A 13,199-nucleotide genomic window follows, 5' to 3' on the forward strand; every position below is an offset into this window, starting at 1 on the left:
GGTACCCGTGGGCACAGTCGTGGATGATGCTGCTGCCGCCGAGTTCCATGCGTTCTTCGAGGCGCACTACGCCGAACTCGCCCGTCTCGCGCACCTGCTGACGGGGGAGGCGGATGCGGCGGACGACCTGGCCGCCGACGCGCTCATGGCGCTGTGGCACCGCTGGGACCGGGTCAGGGACGCCGACCACCCGGCGGCCTACGCGAGGGGGGTCGTCGCCAACCTGGCCCGTACCCGTATCCGCAGCGCGGTGCGTGAACGCCGGAGAGTCGCGTTGTTCTGGGCACCTCGCGGAGCCGGGGACGGTTACGCGGCGGACGGACCTGACGTGTCGGCCGTGGTGGACGTCCAGGGGGCCCTGCGGCGGCTGCCGTTCCGTAAGCGCGCGTGCGTGGTGCTGCGGCACGCCTTCGACCTGTCCGAACGGGACACCGCTCTGGTTCTCGGGGTCTCGGTGGGTACGGTGAAGAGCCAGACCTCGCGCGGTGTGGCGGAGCTCCAGCGGCTGCTCGGACCCGGGACCCCGGCGGCACAGGTACAGGTGGCGGCTGCCGGGCAGCGCACCGGAGGAAGGCACTGATGGACGAGGACCTGCGGGAGCGGCTGCGCACGGCCGCCGCTTCGCACCGCCCGGACCGGGCCCGGATGCTGGCCCGGATCGAGCGGGGCATGGCGGAGGAGCCGCCGGCCCGCCCCGCGCGCGCCCCACGGACGCCGATGCCGTGGCTGCGGGTCGCCGGCGCGACGGTGGCGGTGTGCGGGGTGCTGGCGGCGGTCGCGTTCGCGGTCACGTCGGCGGGTCAGGCGGAGCCGGCGGCCGGGCAGCGGGTGGCGGCCGAGCCCACCTCCCCCGGCCGGGTGGCCCCGTCCCAGGACCGGGGCGGCGCGCTGCCCGCCGGGAAGGGACCGCTGTGGTCGGACGGTTCACTGAATCCGAACAGCAACGACTACTGGGCGCAGAGCGAAGTGACGGTGAGGACGGACCGGCCGCTGTCCGCGCTCACCGTGGAGCTGCGGATAGCGCTGAACGGCGGGGTGAACACCACCGGCTCCTGGCGTTCCCTCCCGGAGCAGGACTTCGCGGCGTCGGCGCGCGAGGAGGACGGTTTCCTCGTCTACCGCTGGAGCCTCAGGCCCGGACGGAGCGTGCCAGCCGGCACGCACACCTTCGCGGGGCAGTACAACCACGCGGAGGGCGCCCGGGACACCGGGCGGGACGACTACACGGCACGCGGGCTCGTGGGGGGCGAACAGGTCTCCGTGGGCGGTGTCTTCACGGACACGCACTGAGCGCGGGGCGCGTGGGCCGGGCGGCTCCCGGCCGTCCCGGGCCACGGCCGGCAGCGGTACGGACCGGTCCGGCGGAGAAAACATGTCCGGAACACGGCAACCCCCTCCCCGGGTGGTGGCGACTGAAGAGCGCGACACCCCCCCCACCCCCTAGGAAACGGGACCAACGAACATGAGCGTACGAGCGCACAAGCACCGGCGCAGGCCCGGCAGGCGCCGCATGGCCGCCGCCCTGACCGCTGCCCTGGGTCTCACCGGCGCCGCTCTGGCCACCAACGTGATGCTGCAGCCCGCGGGCGCGGCGGCGGCCGCGGTGCCCGCCTGGCCCAGCGCCACCGGCACCCAGGCCGTCCCGAAGACCATCGAGGTCTCGGGGACGTACGACGGATCCCTGAAGCGCTTCCACGGAAGCGGCGACCTCGGCGGAGACGGCCAGGACGAGGGCCAGGACCCCCTCTTCAAGCTGGCCGACGGGGCGACGCTCAAGAACGTCATCCTGGGCTCGCCCGCCGCCGACGGCGTCCACTGCTCCGGCACGTGCACGATCCAGAACGTCTGGTGGGAGGACGTCGGCGAGGACGCCGCGTCCTTCAAGGGCACGTCGACCGGCTCCGTCTACACGGTGTACGGCGGTGGCGCCAGGAAGGCCTCCGACAAGGTCTTCCAGTTCAACGGGGCCGGCAAGCTGGTCATCACGAAGTTCCAGGTCGCCAACTTCGGGAAGCTCGTCCGGTCCTGCGGCAACTGCTCCAAGCAGTACAAGCGGGACATCATCGTGAACGACGTCGACATCACGGCGCCGGGCAAGTCCCTGGTCGGCATCAACACCAACTACGGGGACACGGCCGCGCTGCGTTCGGTGCGGATCCACGGCGACAGCGGCAAGAAGATCAAGCCGTGCGTCCGCTACACCGGCAACAACACGGGCGCCGAGCCGAAGGAGACGGGCAGCGGTCCGGACGGCACGTACTGCCGCTACACCGCGTCGGACCTCAGCTACGACTAGGGACCGGCCGGCACGTCCCGCGTGGTCCGCCCCCCGCCCGTCGTACCGGGCCGGCGGGGCGGACCACGCCGTGCGGAGGAGGACCGCCCGCGGCCGCACGGGCCGAGGCCGAGAAGGCGCCGGGCCTCCGCCCGCGCCCCGGCGGCTGTGGCCGCCCGCGCCCCGGCCGGCCGGGGCCTCCCGGCATGCTCGCCCTCTGCTGCGGCTGTGCCGCTCCCCCGGCCCCGCCCCGCTCCCGCACGGGGGCGGGCTCCGCCCGCGCCCCGGCGACCGCCGGCCGTCAGCCCTGCGCCGCTGCCGGCTCCTCCACCCCCGCGGTGTCCTCGCCACCCCCCGGCTTCGCTGCCGCAATCAGGCGGGCGCCGCGCTGCGCGCACATGTCGAGCACACCGAGCACCGGGGGCACGGCGATGCTGGGCATCAGGTGCGTCAGCAGCACCGTCACACGGTCCGGCAGGTCGTCGTAGTCGCTGAGTAGCTGCGACATCTGCTGGAGGCCGGCGAAGGTGCCCACGAACAGCTCAGCCGTCGCCAGCAGATCGATGTGGCAACGGAGTTCACCGCGCTCCTGCGCCTCCTCGAGGATGGTCAGGTTGGCGTCCCGCCAGGCGCGGAACACGCCGCCGCGGTCGATGTCGGTGGCTTGCTGGTCCAGGCTGAGCCGGACACTGGCACGGACCAGCGGGTCGGTGCGCAGGCGTTCGGCGAAGACCATCCCGGAGTCGACGAGCTCCTGGAGCTTGACGGGCTGCGGTCTCAGCGCGTGTTCCTCGGTCTGCTGCTGCTCGGCGAGGATTATCTGGGCCAGGTCGTCCTTGTTCCTGAAATGGAAGTAGATGGCTCCCTTGGTCGTTCCGGCCGCGGTGGCGATCTCGCCGAGGGTGGTTGCCTCGTAGCCGCGCCGGTCGAAGACGATCGCGGCGGCCTCGATGAGTTTCTGCCGGGTTCGAGCAGCCCGGTCCTGTTTTGTCACGTTCATCCCTCGCTCTGTGCTCCGGAAGCGAGAAAAACGTTAACGTACGAATCTTTCGCCGGGAAGGCGATCCCGCGCCTCCCGGAGGCGCACCTTCCAGCCCGCCTGAAGCATTCACGAACCGTAAGATCGCCTCTAGATCACTTTTGACCTGCGCTTATTCGGTTCCTGGCGATGTGATTCGCGTCACACTTCTAGGCGTTGAAAAGAATATCCTGGGGTACGTAACGTTGCGCCACCAACGTTTCCTTGGGGGGATCGTGCTAGACATCACGAACGCCGGCATCCGGAAGCCCGCTTCCGTGCCCATGCAGTGGGCCCACCGCGAGAGACCGCAGGACGTCGTACCGACGCACTGGAAACGCCTCTCCGAGCACCGTTTCCTCGTCGAAGGCAACTGGCCCGAGGAGCACCCGTTCTTCGCGCCGGTCGGCGGATACCACGATCCGCTGTTACTGGTGGAATCCATGCGTCAGAGCACGATTCTGCTCGGTCATGCCGCTTACGACGTCCCACTCGACACGCAGTACCTGATGCGCTCGCTGGACTTCACCTGCCGGCCCCAGCACCTTCTCGTCGGCTACAAGCCGGGCGTCGAGATCGAGGTCGTCTTCGACGAACTCACCTACCGCGGCCGCATGCTGGCCGGTATGCGTGCCACGGTCACGGTCGCCCGCGACGGCCGGGAGGCCGGCACCGGCGTCAGTCACATCAACCTGATCAGCGCCCGCGCCTACCGCCGTGTGCGGGGCGCCGTCGCACAGCAGCCCGTACCCCGCCAGTACGCACCCGACGTGCCGCCCCAACTCGTGGGCAGGCTGCGCTCCGAGGACGTCCTGCTCCTTCCCACCGGCATCTGGGGCCACTGGATCCTCAAGATCGACACCGGTCACCGCACGCTCTACCAGGGGCCCAAGGACCACGTGCCGGGCATGGTCCTCATCGAGGCCGCCCGCCAGGCCGCCCACGCCACCATCGGCCCCTCCGCCTTCGCGCCCTGGACCGGCGACAACACCTTCCACCGGTACGCGGAGTTCTCCCGGCCGCTGCTCATGGAGGTCACCGACGTGTCCCTGTCAGGCGCCGACTGGACGATGAAGGTCACCGGACACCAGGACGGGGAAGCCGTGTTCACCTCGGTCTTCTCGGCGGGGCAGCCCCGGAGACTGCCTTGATCCTGGTCACCGGTGCCACCGGCACGGTGGGGCGGGAGGTGGCGCGGCAGCTCGCGGCGGACCATGCCGTACGGCTGATGAGCCGCTCCCCCGCGCGCCCCGCCGTGTCCGGCCCCCGGGTGGAGACCGCCGTCGCGGACTTCACCCGGCCCGGCTCGCTGGCACGAGCGCTGAGCGGGGTGCGGGCCGCGTTCCTGGTCACCAGCCATCCGGTCGAGCCCCACGACGAGCGCTTCCTGGAAGCCGCCGCCGCCGCGGGTGTCGGCCACGTGGTCAAGCTGTCGGCCGCGGTCGTCGAGGACGACACCGACGACTTCCTCACCCTGCGCCAGAGGGCCATGGAGGACGAGGTGCGCTCCTGCGGGCTCGCCTGGACCCTGCTGCGCCCGCGGGCGTTCATGTCGAACACGCTGTCCTGGGCCGGCTGCATCGAACGGGACGGCACGGTGGGCGCGTTGTACGGCACCACCTGCAACGCTCCGGTGGACCCGCGTGACGTCGCCCGGGTCGCCGTGCGGGCGCTCACGGAGCGAGGGCACACGGGCCGGACCTACACGCTCGTCGGTCCCGAGAGGCTCAGCGCCCGCGAGCAGGCGCACATCCTCGGCGACGTGCTCGGGCGCCCGCTGCGGTTCACCGAGTGGACGGTCCAGGAGGCGCGCGAGCGCTGGGCACACAGGTACCCGCCCCCCGTGGTCGAGGCGCTCCTGACGCGGGCGGCCCTGCAGGCCGGAGGCGGCAAGACGCTGCGCGGCGACGCGCTCGCCCCGCTGACGGGCCGTGCGGCGGGGACGTTCCGCGGCTGGGCCCACGACCACGCGCACTGCTTCCCCTGCGGGCCGGCGGCCCGCCGCCCGGGAGGCGGGACCCGTTCTCCCGGGCCCGCTCCCCCGTGTGGCGGGCGCTCCCCTGTACTGCGTACGCACCGATATGTTTCCGCGGGCCGGACCGAGCGGCGTCGCACCCTGCGGTGCGACGCCGGCCGGCGTTCCGGCATCACCTCAGGCGGACCGGCAGCTCCCGGTGGCCGTTGGTGATGAAGCTCGGCAGCAGCGGCAGATCCTCACCGGGGCGGGCCAGGCGCAGGTCGGGGTAACGGCCGAAGAGGGCCTTCAGGGCCACGGCCGCCTCCATGCGCGCCAGCGGTGCGCCGATGCAGTGGTGGACGCCGTGGCCGAAGGTGAGGTGCTCGCGGCGGGTGGGCCGGGTGATGTCGAACTCCGCCGCGTCGGGTCCGTGCACCCGCGGATCGCGTCCGGCGCCGGCCAGGGACACCAGGATCGGGTCGCCCTTGGCGATGTCCACGCCGCCGAGTTCCATGTCCTCGACGGCGTAACGCAGCGGGACGTGGAAGCCGGAGGACTCGCAGCGCAGGGTCTCCTCCACCACGTCCTCCCAGGTCGCGCGGCCGGAGCGGACGAGTTCCAGCTGGGCGGGGTTGCTCAGCAGGCGGTGGACCGCGTGATCGAGCAGGTTGACCGTGGTCTCGTAACCGGCCGAGATCATCAGCAGCAGGGTGTCGAGGAGCTCCGGCTGGCTGAGGCCGGTTCCGTTCCGTTCGTCGCGTGCGGCGACGAGGCGGGTGATCAGGTCGTCGCCGGGCGTCTCACGTCTGGCGGCGACGAGCGCGGCCAGTACCCCGTACAGCTCGCGGATGTTCTCCTCGTTCGCCGCCGGTCCGACCGAGGTGAGAAAGGTCAGGCCGATCGTCTCCTGCAGGGGTCCGCGCATCTCCTCGGGAATGCCGAGGAGGTCGCAGACGACCTGGACGGGGAGCGGCACGGCGAACCGGGCACGCAGGTCGACCTCGGTGCCCCGGGGTACCTCGTCGAGGCGGTCGAGGAGCCCCCGTGTGATCTCCTCGACGCGAGGCCGGAGCACGCTGACGTTGCGGGCGGTGAAGGCCTGGGCGACGAGCTTGCGCAGCCGGACGTGGTCCTCACCGTATGCGGTGATCATGCTGCGGACGGAGACCCACAGGGCGAGCGGCCAGTCGGCGGGTATGTCGCCGCGCGTCCAGGCCGGCCAGTGCTGTGCCGCGTCCTTGGAGACCCGTGGGTCGGTCATCAGCCGCTTGAGCAGTTCCGTGCTGGTGACGGACCAGGCCAGGACGCCTCCGGGGAGGGCGACCCGGACCACCGGACCCTGTTCGCGGATGCGGGCGATCTCGTCGTGCGGGTCGGCGCCGGAGGCGTCGAGGGTGATCGGGCAGGTCGTGGTCGCCGTGGTTCGCGTGCTCATGGTTCGGAACCTCTCGGTTCGGGGCTCGACCACGGGCCGGGTGCAGGGGTCCCGTGGCGGGCGCGGGGCGGGGTGGGGCGAAGGGAGGAACGCGGCGGGGCGGGTCGGTCCGCGAGTGCCGCGCGTGGACGTACCGGTCCGCCCGCGATGCAGCGCGGCATCGCGCGGCACCGGCCGGCCGGGGTGGCACTGCTGACGTACTGACGTGCGGCTGACCTCACGGCCGCCCCTCGGAGCACGGGTGTCGCCGCTTCCGCGTGGGTGCGGCGGGGACGGCGCGTACGGGTCGGTACGCGCCGTGCCGGCCCGGACCGTCGCGGTGGCTCGGATCCGGGGTGGGGCGTCGGGTCAGTGACCGGCCGGGGTGATGTCCGGAGCCTGAAGGGCGTTTCGACGAGACGGACACCGCTCCACCGGTGCGTGCGCGCGCCCGCGCCCACGAGGAGCCCGGGGCGGTCGGGAGGCGTCCGGCCGTCGTTCCCCCCGGCCTGGGGGGCGGCGGCCGGTGAGGGCCGCGTGGCTCACCGCGGGTGGGGCGTCTGCCGCTGGACTACGGAAACGGCGGCTCGAGTTCGCCGGATCGCGGAACGTACCTGGAAGAACGTTCTGCGCACCGGTCGTGCGCATGCGTCCGGAACACCCACGGAGCGCGTCTCCACAGAATCTCCACAACCGCAGGATACGCGCGGGTCGTCCCCGAGTTCAACTGTCTCCGTCACCGTCCAACTCCAGTGCGCAGCAAGGGAGTACGGCGCGCCAGAAGCCGGTGAGCACCTCAGGGGACAGCCAGACGCGGTTGTCGCGGGCGAGCAGGGCGAAGCCGGTGGTGGCTCCGACCACGGTGTCGGTGAGCTCGCACAGGGGCAGCGCGCCGATCGGCGCCCCCTCCTCCTCGCCGGCCTGGACGAGGAGCCTCTGGACGCAGCTCTGCCACTCCTGATGGATGCTCAGCCGGGTGCGGCCCGACGTCTCGTAGTTGAGCCGGAAGCCGGCCCGGGACACCACGTCCTGGTGCAGCTGGTGAGCCAACGCGTAGGAGAGGGCGCTCAGTTCGGTCAGGGCGTCGGTCTGCTGGCACTGGGCCCGGCGGGCGACGCGGTAGAGGTTGCGGATGGCCGCCTGCTCCACGGCCCCGGCCAGGTCGGCCTTGTTGCGGAAGTGGAAGTGCAGGGCGCCGGTGGTGACTCCGGCCCCCTCGCTCACCTCACTCAGCTTCGTTCGCTCGTATCCGTGGCGCTCGAACCGCTCGGCCGCCGAGTGGACCAGGGCTCTTCGGGTGCGGACGGAACGCTCCTGCTTACGGGTGCGGCAGACCACGGACGGCGGATGCGCAGTCGAGCACCCCTGCGAAGAGGCCTGCGGCTGGGACGAAGACATGGAGCCATTAAATACCCAGGAGAATCAATTTTCACCAGTGAGTTAACTTCGCTGGCCGATATGCCCCCCTTATCCGCGCGTGTCAACATGCCACCGTAAGCGCACTGCTACCACTACGCACCGCTTCGGCATCACAGAGCGCCTCATAACATCCTTAAACTGGGCATCTCATCTTCTGTGAACCCTTTGACAGAAACATCCTTGCAGGTATTGAATTTGATGCGACGTTGAGTCAAAGCCGAGGATCCGAGGGGGGAAGGGCTATGACCGACCCGGCCGGCCTGCTGGCGCGCGGCCTGCACACGCGGGCGCGCCCCGCAGGGCGAGGAAGTGGCGCGATGCGCACGGTCGACGAACCCCGGGGCTGGAACGTACTGGTCGTCCAGAAGGACCCGGCCGACACCGAACTCCTGGTGCGCGGACTGCAGCGCCACGGACATGCCGTGACCAGCGCGGAGACCGGCGTCGCAGCGTTACGTGCCTACGGCGAGGCGGACCTGGTCCTGCTCGACCTCGAACTGCCCGACCTGGACGGCATCGAGGTGTGCCGGGCCATCCGGCAGTTCGACGACACCCCCGTGATCGCGCTGACCGCGCGGGGCTCGGAGCTCGACCGGGTGCTCGGCCTGCAGGCCGGTGCCGACGACTACATGGTCAAGCCGTACGGATTCCCGGAGCTGATGGCGCGCATGGGCGCGGTGATGCGCCGGGTGCGGCCGCGCCTGCCCCGCCAGGAGGGTCATGTGGTGGCGCACGGCGACCTGCTGCTGGACCGCGAGTCGCGCAGGGTCGCCGTGGCGGGGCGCCGGGTGGAGGTGACCGGCAAGGAGTTCGACCTGCTGTATCTGCTGGCGAGCAACCCCGGCGACGTCATCTCCCGCAGCCGCATCATGCAGGAGGTCTGGGGCGGTTCCTGGTCCCGGCGGACCGTGGACACCCATGTGTGCAACCTGCGCAGCAAGCTCGGCTCCAGCGACTGGATCCTGACCGTGCGCAGTGTCGGGTTCCAGATCGGTCTGGGCTGACCGGGCGCCACCGCCCCGCGGCAGCGGGAAGGCCCCGTTCTCGGATCACGAGAACGGGGCCTTCCGGGCGCCGTGGCCCGCCCGCCGGACGGGGGATGCGGAGGCGGTTCGGGCCGTGGTGCGTCCGGAGCCGGGTGGACGCCCCGGACGGGGCCGGAGCGTCCACCCGGGAAGGCGGGCGTCAGCCGGAGCTGGGGCGCTTCGCGGGGAAGGCGTGCCGCCGGCCGAGGACCACGACGAGCAGTACCGGCACCATCAGGGCCAGGACGCTCCAGGGGAAGGACTTGGGGCCGTGCATGTCGAGCAGGATGCCGCCCACGGCGCCCCCTCCTGCCATGAAGGAGTTCCAGGTGGTGACCAGGAGCGCCTGTCCGCGGTCACCGCCCGCGTCCGTGACGGCGGTCTGGAGCAGCGTAGTGACACCGCCCCAGCCCAGGCCCCACAGGATCATCGCGGCGTAGACGACCCACAGGTCGGCGGCGAGGATCACCAGCATGACCGAGGCGACGATGAACAGGCCGGAGCTGGCGACGGTCAGCATCCTCAGCTTGCGGTCCACCAGGGCGCCGGTGACCCAGATGCTGACCACGGAGGCGATGCCGAAGACCAGCAGTACGGTGTCGCGGGAGTCGCCGTGGTCGTACGTGTCGAGGAAGGTGGCGATGTAGGTGTACAGGATGTTGTGCGCGAGCACGTAGGCCGCGACCACGAACAGGACAGCGGCGACGCCGGGCAGCCGCAGGGCCCTCAGGATCGGCTCGCGGGCGCCGGGCTTCTGGCCGGAGGCGTCCGGGACGGTGGCCCAGATCCAGCCGAGCAGGACCACGGAGACGACCGTGACCAGCCCGAAGGTGAGGCGCCAGCCGAACAGGCCGCCCAGGAAGGTACCGACGGGGATGCCGAGCGAGAGCGCGAGTGGTACGCCCGCCATGGTGATGGCGATGGCCCTGCCCTGGAGGTGCGGCGGCGCCAGCCGGCGTGCGTAGCCGACCAGTTCGGCCCAGACGGCCGCTGCGGCGACACCGGCGATCAGCCGGAATCCCATGGTCAGCGCGTAGCTCGAGGACAGTGCGGTGACCGTGTTGGCGACGGCGAAGGTCGTCACGGAGAGCAGCAGGAGCCTCTTGCGGTTCCAGGTGGCGGTGGTGATGGCCAGCGGGATCGCCGACAGACCGGTCGCGATGGCGTAGATCGTCAGCGCCTGGCCCATGGCCGATTCGCTGACGGACATGTCACGGGCCATCTCGGGAAGCACGCCGGCGGGCAGTGCCTCCGTCAGAATGCCCATGAACGCCGCTGTGGCGAGCGCCAGCAGCGGGGACATGGGCAGCTTGCGCTGCCCGGGTGCCGGGGAGGTGTTGTCCAGCAGTTCTGGTGGGGATGTCGACATGGTTGAATCCTCAAACCCTCACATTGATGTGAATGTCAAGTCGGTCGGGTGGACGGGAAGAAGGGAGGGGCGCATGCGCATCGGGGAACTGTCTGAGCGCACCGGGACCCCGCGGAGGTTGCTCCGCTACTACGAGGAGCAGGGCCTGCTGGTACCGGGCCGGACGCCCAACGGTTACCGCGACTACGCGGAGCGCACGGTGGACCGGGTCCTGCAGATCCGCGGCCTGCTGGAGGCCGGACTGCCGACGCGGGCGATCAAGAAGATCCTGCCGTGCATCAGTGATCCGCGGATGATCCACGTGCCGGACGCCGCGCCGGAGACCATCGATCTCCTGGAGCGGGAGCGGGACCGGATGACCGAGCGCATCCGGTGCCTGACCCGCAACCGGGACGCGATCGCCGGTTACCTGGACGCCGTGCGCGACACGGACGGACGCCGTGACGGCGGAAGGTGCGGGCCCTCGGAGTCGGTCGCGGTCTGAGTTCCGTACCGCACGGTGTTGGCGAGGACCACACCGTGGCTGGTGACGTCGAGGACCAGGCGGTCGCCGTCCTCGACGCGGAACCCGGCGTGGTAGGTGGCCTTGTCGGCGCCGAGGAAGGTGTACGTGACCAGCCCGGCCTGGCGCAGCAGGGGGTACGAGAACAGGTGCTCCGCCATGTCCTCGAACCGGTGGTAGATGGAGTCGGCCCCGCAGGAGAACGGTCCCTCCCACGCCGTGGCGCCGTCCCGCTCGACGACGACCCGGCCCGTGACGTCCTGAGGCGGCTCGTCGAGGAACAGCCAGGGGAGCACCGAGGTCTCGCAGAGCTTGGCGTACGGGGTGTACGCCCAGGGGTTCTTGAGGTGCAGGCCGATGTCGTTCAGGTCGTTGCCGAAGGTGTAACCGGCGTAGTGCGGGGTGCCGTCCTCGGCGTTGACGTACACCAGGACCACCTCGGGCTCCTCGATCAGCCAGACCGGGTCGGCGGGGGTGGTCAGCGGCTCGTCGGACACGCGCAGCCAGGAGCCGAAGCCCTTCATGTAGTAGTTCGGTGCCACGAACTCCTCGTCGGGTTCGGGATCGTGGTCGAACTTGGAGCGGTGCGTTCCCATGAAGCCGTTGACCAGCGCGTTGTTGGTGGCGGTGGGCAGCAGCGGTGGGAGCAGCCTCAGTCCGGGGTCGCCGAGGGTCACCGACACGGTCTCGGCACCGCTCGTGGCGGCGGCGAGCGCGGCTTCGGCCCCGCCCGCGAGGAACGCGGCGCTCAGTTGCCCGTCCTCGACGGCGTGCAGGGTGTGGGGCCGGCCGGCTTCGGGGATTCCGGCTCCCGCGTAGCGGCGTCCTCGGTACTCGGCTTCGAAGAGGATGGACATGATGGAAGGAGCCTCCTGGGAGAGAAGAGAGGGGTCGGTGGTGCGCGGCCGGGCCGGCGGGTGGTTCAGCGAGCGGGCGGGGCGACGTGCACCCCGGTGAGGTCGGTCAGGACTTCGGCGACGCGCTCCAGGGACGCGCTGATCCACGGCAGCCTCAGGGGGTCGGCTGCGCGCAGGGCCCGGGTGCGTTCGGTGTCGCTCTCCCCGTACAGGCCGCTGGTGGCCACCCGGACGCGCAGCGGTCCCGGGGCCTCGCCGAACGCGGAGCCGGGCAGCACGCCGACGCCGTAGCGCTCGCCGAGCGTGGCGGCCAGGCCGTCGCCGTCCTGGATCCCGTGGACCCGGGTGAGGTGGTGCCGTGCGGCCTCGAAGTCGGGGTACAGGTAGCTGGTCGCGCGGACCGGCGCCAGTCCGGCGCCCGCCGCGGTGAACAGCGAGCCCACGGCGCGGACCACCGTCCCGTGCAGTCTGCGGCCGGCGGCGACGTGCGCGACGACCTCGGGCGGTTCGGTGAACGCCCAGGCCGCCGCCGCCTGCACGGGTGCCGCGGTGCTCGACCAGATCTGGCTTGCCACACCGAGCAGCCGCCCCTTGACCCGCTCGCCCAGCGGTCCTTCGGGCAGCCGGGCCACCCCCAGGCGCCAGCCGCCGACCGCCAGGCTCTTGGTGAGTCCGGTGGTGACGACCGTGCGCTCGGGAGCGAACACGGCCGGGGAGACCGCCGGCCGGGCGTCTTCGTGGACCAGGTCGCAGTAGATCTCGTCGGAGACGATCACCAGGTCCAGCTCCCTGGCGACCCCGGCGAGTTCCTCGACCGTGGCGGGCGAGGCGATCGTGCCCGTGGGGTTGTCGGGCAGCGTGACCACCACGCAGCGCGGATCGTGCCCGGCCGCCCGGGCGAGGAGTACCGCCTCCCGGACCCGCCCGGGGTCCGGGACGCCGCCCTCACCCGCCCGGGTGGCGACCGGGACCGGACGCAGTCCGCCCAGCCGGGCCTGGGCCGCGTAGCTGACCCAGCTCGGCACCGGAAGCACGACGTCTCCGCCGACGGCCAGCATCAGCGCGAACAGCAGGGGCTTGCTGCCCGGGCCCGCCACCACCGCGTCCGGGGCCGTGGCCAGGCCGCGCCGCTCCCAGTAGCCGGCGGCCGCGGCGCGCAGCGCCGGGCTCCCGGCGACGGGCCCGTAGGCGTTGCGGTCCGCGGCGAGCGCGAGCCGTTCCGCCAGCTCGGGCAGGACCGGCAGGCCGATCTCCCCACTGGCCAGGGACAGGACCTGTTCACCGGCCAGCCGGCGGCGGATCAGCGCCTCGTCGGCGGCGAGTGTCGGCGACATCGTCACCGGCGCTGGATGAGGCATCCGGG

Annotated in this window: 13 protein-coding genes; 7 read left to right on the forward strand and 6 right to left on the reverse strand. The window is 71.6% G+C overall.

Annotated elements, in window-relative coordinates; genetic code table 11:
* Positions 1-7 precede the first annotated feature (7 nt).
* The 3 genes from ACHFIV_RS22195 to ACHFIV_RS22205 all read left to right on the forward strand — a co-directional run bounded on the left by ACHFIV_RS22195 (position 8) and on the right by ACHFIV_RS22205 (position 2,296).
* The gene (locus ACHFIV_RS22195; RefSeq protein ID WP_398971773.1) at positions 8-580 is read left to right on the forward strand and encodes a SigE family RNA polymerase sigma factor; all 573 of its coding nucleotides are present in this window, start codon (positions 8-10) and stop codon (positions 578-580) included.
* Entirely contained in the window at positions 580-1,290 is a 711-nt protein-coding gene (locus tag ACHFIV_RS22200; protein WP_398971775.1) for a hypothetical protein, read from the forward strand. Before ACHFIV_RS22195 ends, ACHFIV_RS22200 begins: the two co-directional genes overlap by 1 nt.
* Positions 1,291-1,462: 172 nt before the next feature.
* Positions 1,463-2,296 carry a pectate lyase gene (locus ACHFIV_RS22205; protein ID WP_398971777.1) on the forward strand — a complete coding sequence of 278 codons (834 nt, stop codon included), beginning with the start codon at positions 1,463-1,465 and terminating at the stop codon, positions 2,294-2,296.
* A gap of 280 nt (positions 2,297-2,576) precedes the next feature.
* Here the strand turns inward: ACHFIV_RS22205 and ACHFIV_RS22210 are convergent, their stop codons facing one another.
* Positions 2,577-3,275, reverse strand: a complete 699-nt coding sequence (locus tag ACHFIV_RS22210) for a ScbR family autoregulator-binding transcription factor (protein WP_398971781.1) — start codon at positions 3,273-3,275, stop codon at positions 2,577-2,579.
* Positions 3,276-3,529: 254 nt separating this feature from the next.
* Here ACHFIV_RS22210 and ACHFIV_RS22215 point away from each other — a divergent pair, with 254 nt between their 5' ends.
* Together ACHFIV_RS22215 and ACHFIV_RS22220 are read left to right on the forward strand one after the other, a co-directional pair.
* Positions 3,530-4,444, forward strand: a complete 915-nt coding sequence (locus ACHFIV_RS22215) for a ScbA/BarX family gamma-butyrolactone biosynthesis protein (protein ID WP_398971784.1) — start codon at positions 3,530-3,532, stop codon at positions 4,442-4,444.
* Positions 4,441-5,481: an NAD(P)H-binding protein gene (locus ACHFIV_RS22220; RefSeq protein WP_398971787.1), complete on the forward strand. Its 1,041-nt coding sequence runs from the start codon at positions 4,441-4,443 to the stop codon at positions 5,479-5,481. The genes ACHFIV_RS22215 and ACHFIV_RS22220 overlap by 4 nt, the downstream gene beginning before the upstream one ends.
* Here the strand turns inward: ACHFIV_RS22220 and ACHFIV_RS22225 are convergent.
* Together ACHFIV_RS22225 and ACHFIV_RS22230 are read right to left on the reverse strand one after the other, a co-directional pair.
* Entirely contained in the window at positions 5,441-6,685 is a 1,245-nt protein-coding gene (locus tag ACHFIV_RS22225; RefSeq protein WP_398971789.1) for a cytochrome P450, read from the reverse strand. The two genes, ACHFIV_RS22220 and ACHFIV_RS22225, sit on opposite strands and share 41 nt — an antisense overlap.
* A gap of 702 nt (positions 6,686-7,387) precedes the next feature.
* Positions 7,388-8,062 (reverse strand): ScbR family autoregulator-binding transcription factor, encoded by a 675-nt coding sequence (locus ACHFIV_RS22230; protein ID WP_398971792.1) that lies wholly within the window; start codon positions 8,060-8,062, stop codon positions 7,388-7,390.
* Positions 8,063-8,325: 263 nt separating this feature from the next.
* Between ACHFIV_RS22230 and ACHFIV_RS22235 the strand changes: the two genes are divergently transcribed.
* The gene (locus ACHFIV_RS22235; protein ID WP_398971796.1) at positions 8,326-9,087 is read left to right on the forward strand and encodes a response regulator transcription factor; all 762 of its coding nucleotides are present in this window, start codon (positions 8,326-8,328) and stop codon (positions 9,085-9,087) included.
* Positions 9,088-9,268: 181 nt separating this feature from the next.
* Here ACHFIV_RS22235 and ACHFIV_RS22240 read toward each other — a convergent pair whose 3' ends face one another.
* Positions 9,269-10,477 (reverse strand): MFS transporter, encoded by a 1,209-nt coding sequence (locus ACHFIV_RS22240; RefSeq protein ID WP_398971799.1) that lies wholly within the window; start codon positions 10,475-10,477, stop codon positions 9,269-9,271.
* Positions 10,478-10,550: 73 nt separating this feature from the next.
* Here ACHFIV_RS22240 and ACHFIV_RS22245 point away from each other — a divergent pair, with 73 nt between their 5' ends.
* A complete protein-coding gene (locus tag ACHFIV_RS22245; RefSeq protein ID WP_398971801.1) occupies positions 10,551-10,961 on the forward strand; it encodes a MerR family transcriptional regulator in 411 nt (136 codons plus the stop codon).
* Here the strand turns inward: ACHFIV_RS22245 and ACHFIV_RS22250 are convergent.
* Together ACHFIV_RS22250 and ACHFIV_RS22255 are read right to left on the reverse strand one after the other, a co-directional pair.
* Complete coding sequence (locus tag ACHFIV_RS22250; protein ID WP_398971804.1) at positions 10,883-11,836, reverse strand: fumarylacetoacetate (FAA) hydrolase; 954 nt, start codon at positions 11,834-11,836, stop codon at positions 10,883-10,885. The two genes, ACHFIV_RS22245 and ACHFIV_RS22250, sit on opposite strands and share 79 nt — an antisense overlap.
* Positions 11,837-11,901: 65 nt before the next feature.
* Positions 11,902-13,194, reverse strand: a complete 1,293-nt coding sequence (locus ACHFIV_RS22255; protein ID WP_398971806.1) for a pyridoxal phosphate-dependent aminotransferase — start codon at positions 13,192-13,194, stop codon at positions 11,902-11,904.
* Between the last annotated feature and the right edge of the window lie 5 nt (positions 13,195-13,199).

The sequence above is a fragment of the Streptomyces sp. ALB3 genome (assembly GCF_044385685.1).
Classification (GTDB): Bacteria; Actinomycetota; Actinomycetes; order Streptomycetales; family Streptomycetaceae; genus Streptomyces.

Excerpts from the sequence above, each read along its gene's own strand:
- ACHFIV_RS22200 (WP_398971775.1), top strand. The coding sequence starts at position 580 with ATGGACGAGGACCTGCGGGAGCGGCTGCGCACGGCCGCCGCTTCGCAC.
- ACHFIV_RS22205 (WP_398971777.1), top strand. The coding sequence starts at position 1,463 with ATGAGCGTACGAGCGCACAAGCACCGGCGCAGGCCCGGCAGGCGCCGC.
- ACHFIV_RS22210 (WP_398971781.1), bottom strand. The coding sequence starts at position 3,275 with ATGAACGTGACAAAACAGGACCGGGCTGCTCGAACCCGGCAGAAACTC.
- ACHFIV_RS22225 (WP_398971789.1), bottom strand. The coding sequence starts at position 6,685 with ATGAGCACGCGAACCACGGCGACCACGACCTGCCCGATCACCCTCGAC.
- ACHFIV_RS22230 (WP_398971792.1), bottom strand. The coding sequence starts at position 8,062 with ATGTCTTCGTCCCAGCCGCAGGCCTCTTCGCAGGGGTGCTCGACTGCG.
- ACHFIV_RS22235 (WP_398971796.1), top strand. The coding sequence starts at position 8,326 with ATGACCGACCCGGCCGGCCTGCTGGCGCGCGGCCTGCACACGCGGGCG.
- ACHFIV_RS22240 (WP_398971799.1), bottom strand. The coding sequence starts at position 10,477 with ATGTCGACATCCCCACCAGAACTGCTGGACAACACCTCCCCGGCACCC.
- ACHFIV_RS22245 (WP_398971801.1), top strand. The coding sequence starts at position 10,551 with ATGCGCATCGGGGAACTGTCTGAGCGCACCGGGACCCCGCGGAGGTTG.
- ACHFIV_RS22250 (WP_398971804.1), bottom strand. The coding sequence starts at position 11,836 with ATGTCCATCCTCTTCGAAGCCGAGTACCGAGGACGCCGCTACGCGGGA.
- ACHFIV_RS22255 (WP_398971806.1), bottom strand. The coding sequence starts at position 13,194 with ATGCCTCATCCAGCGCCGGTGACGATGTCGCCGACACTCGCCGCCGAC.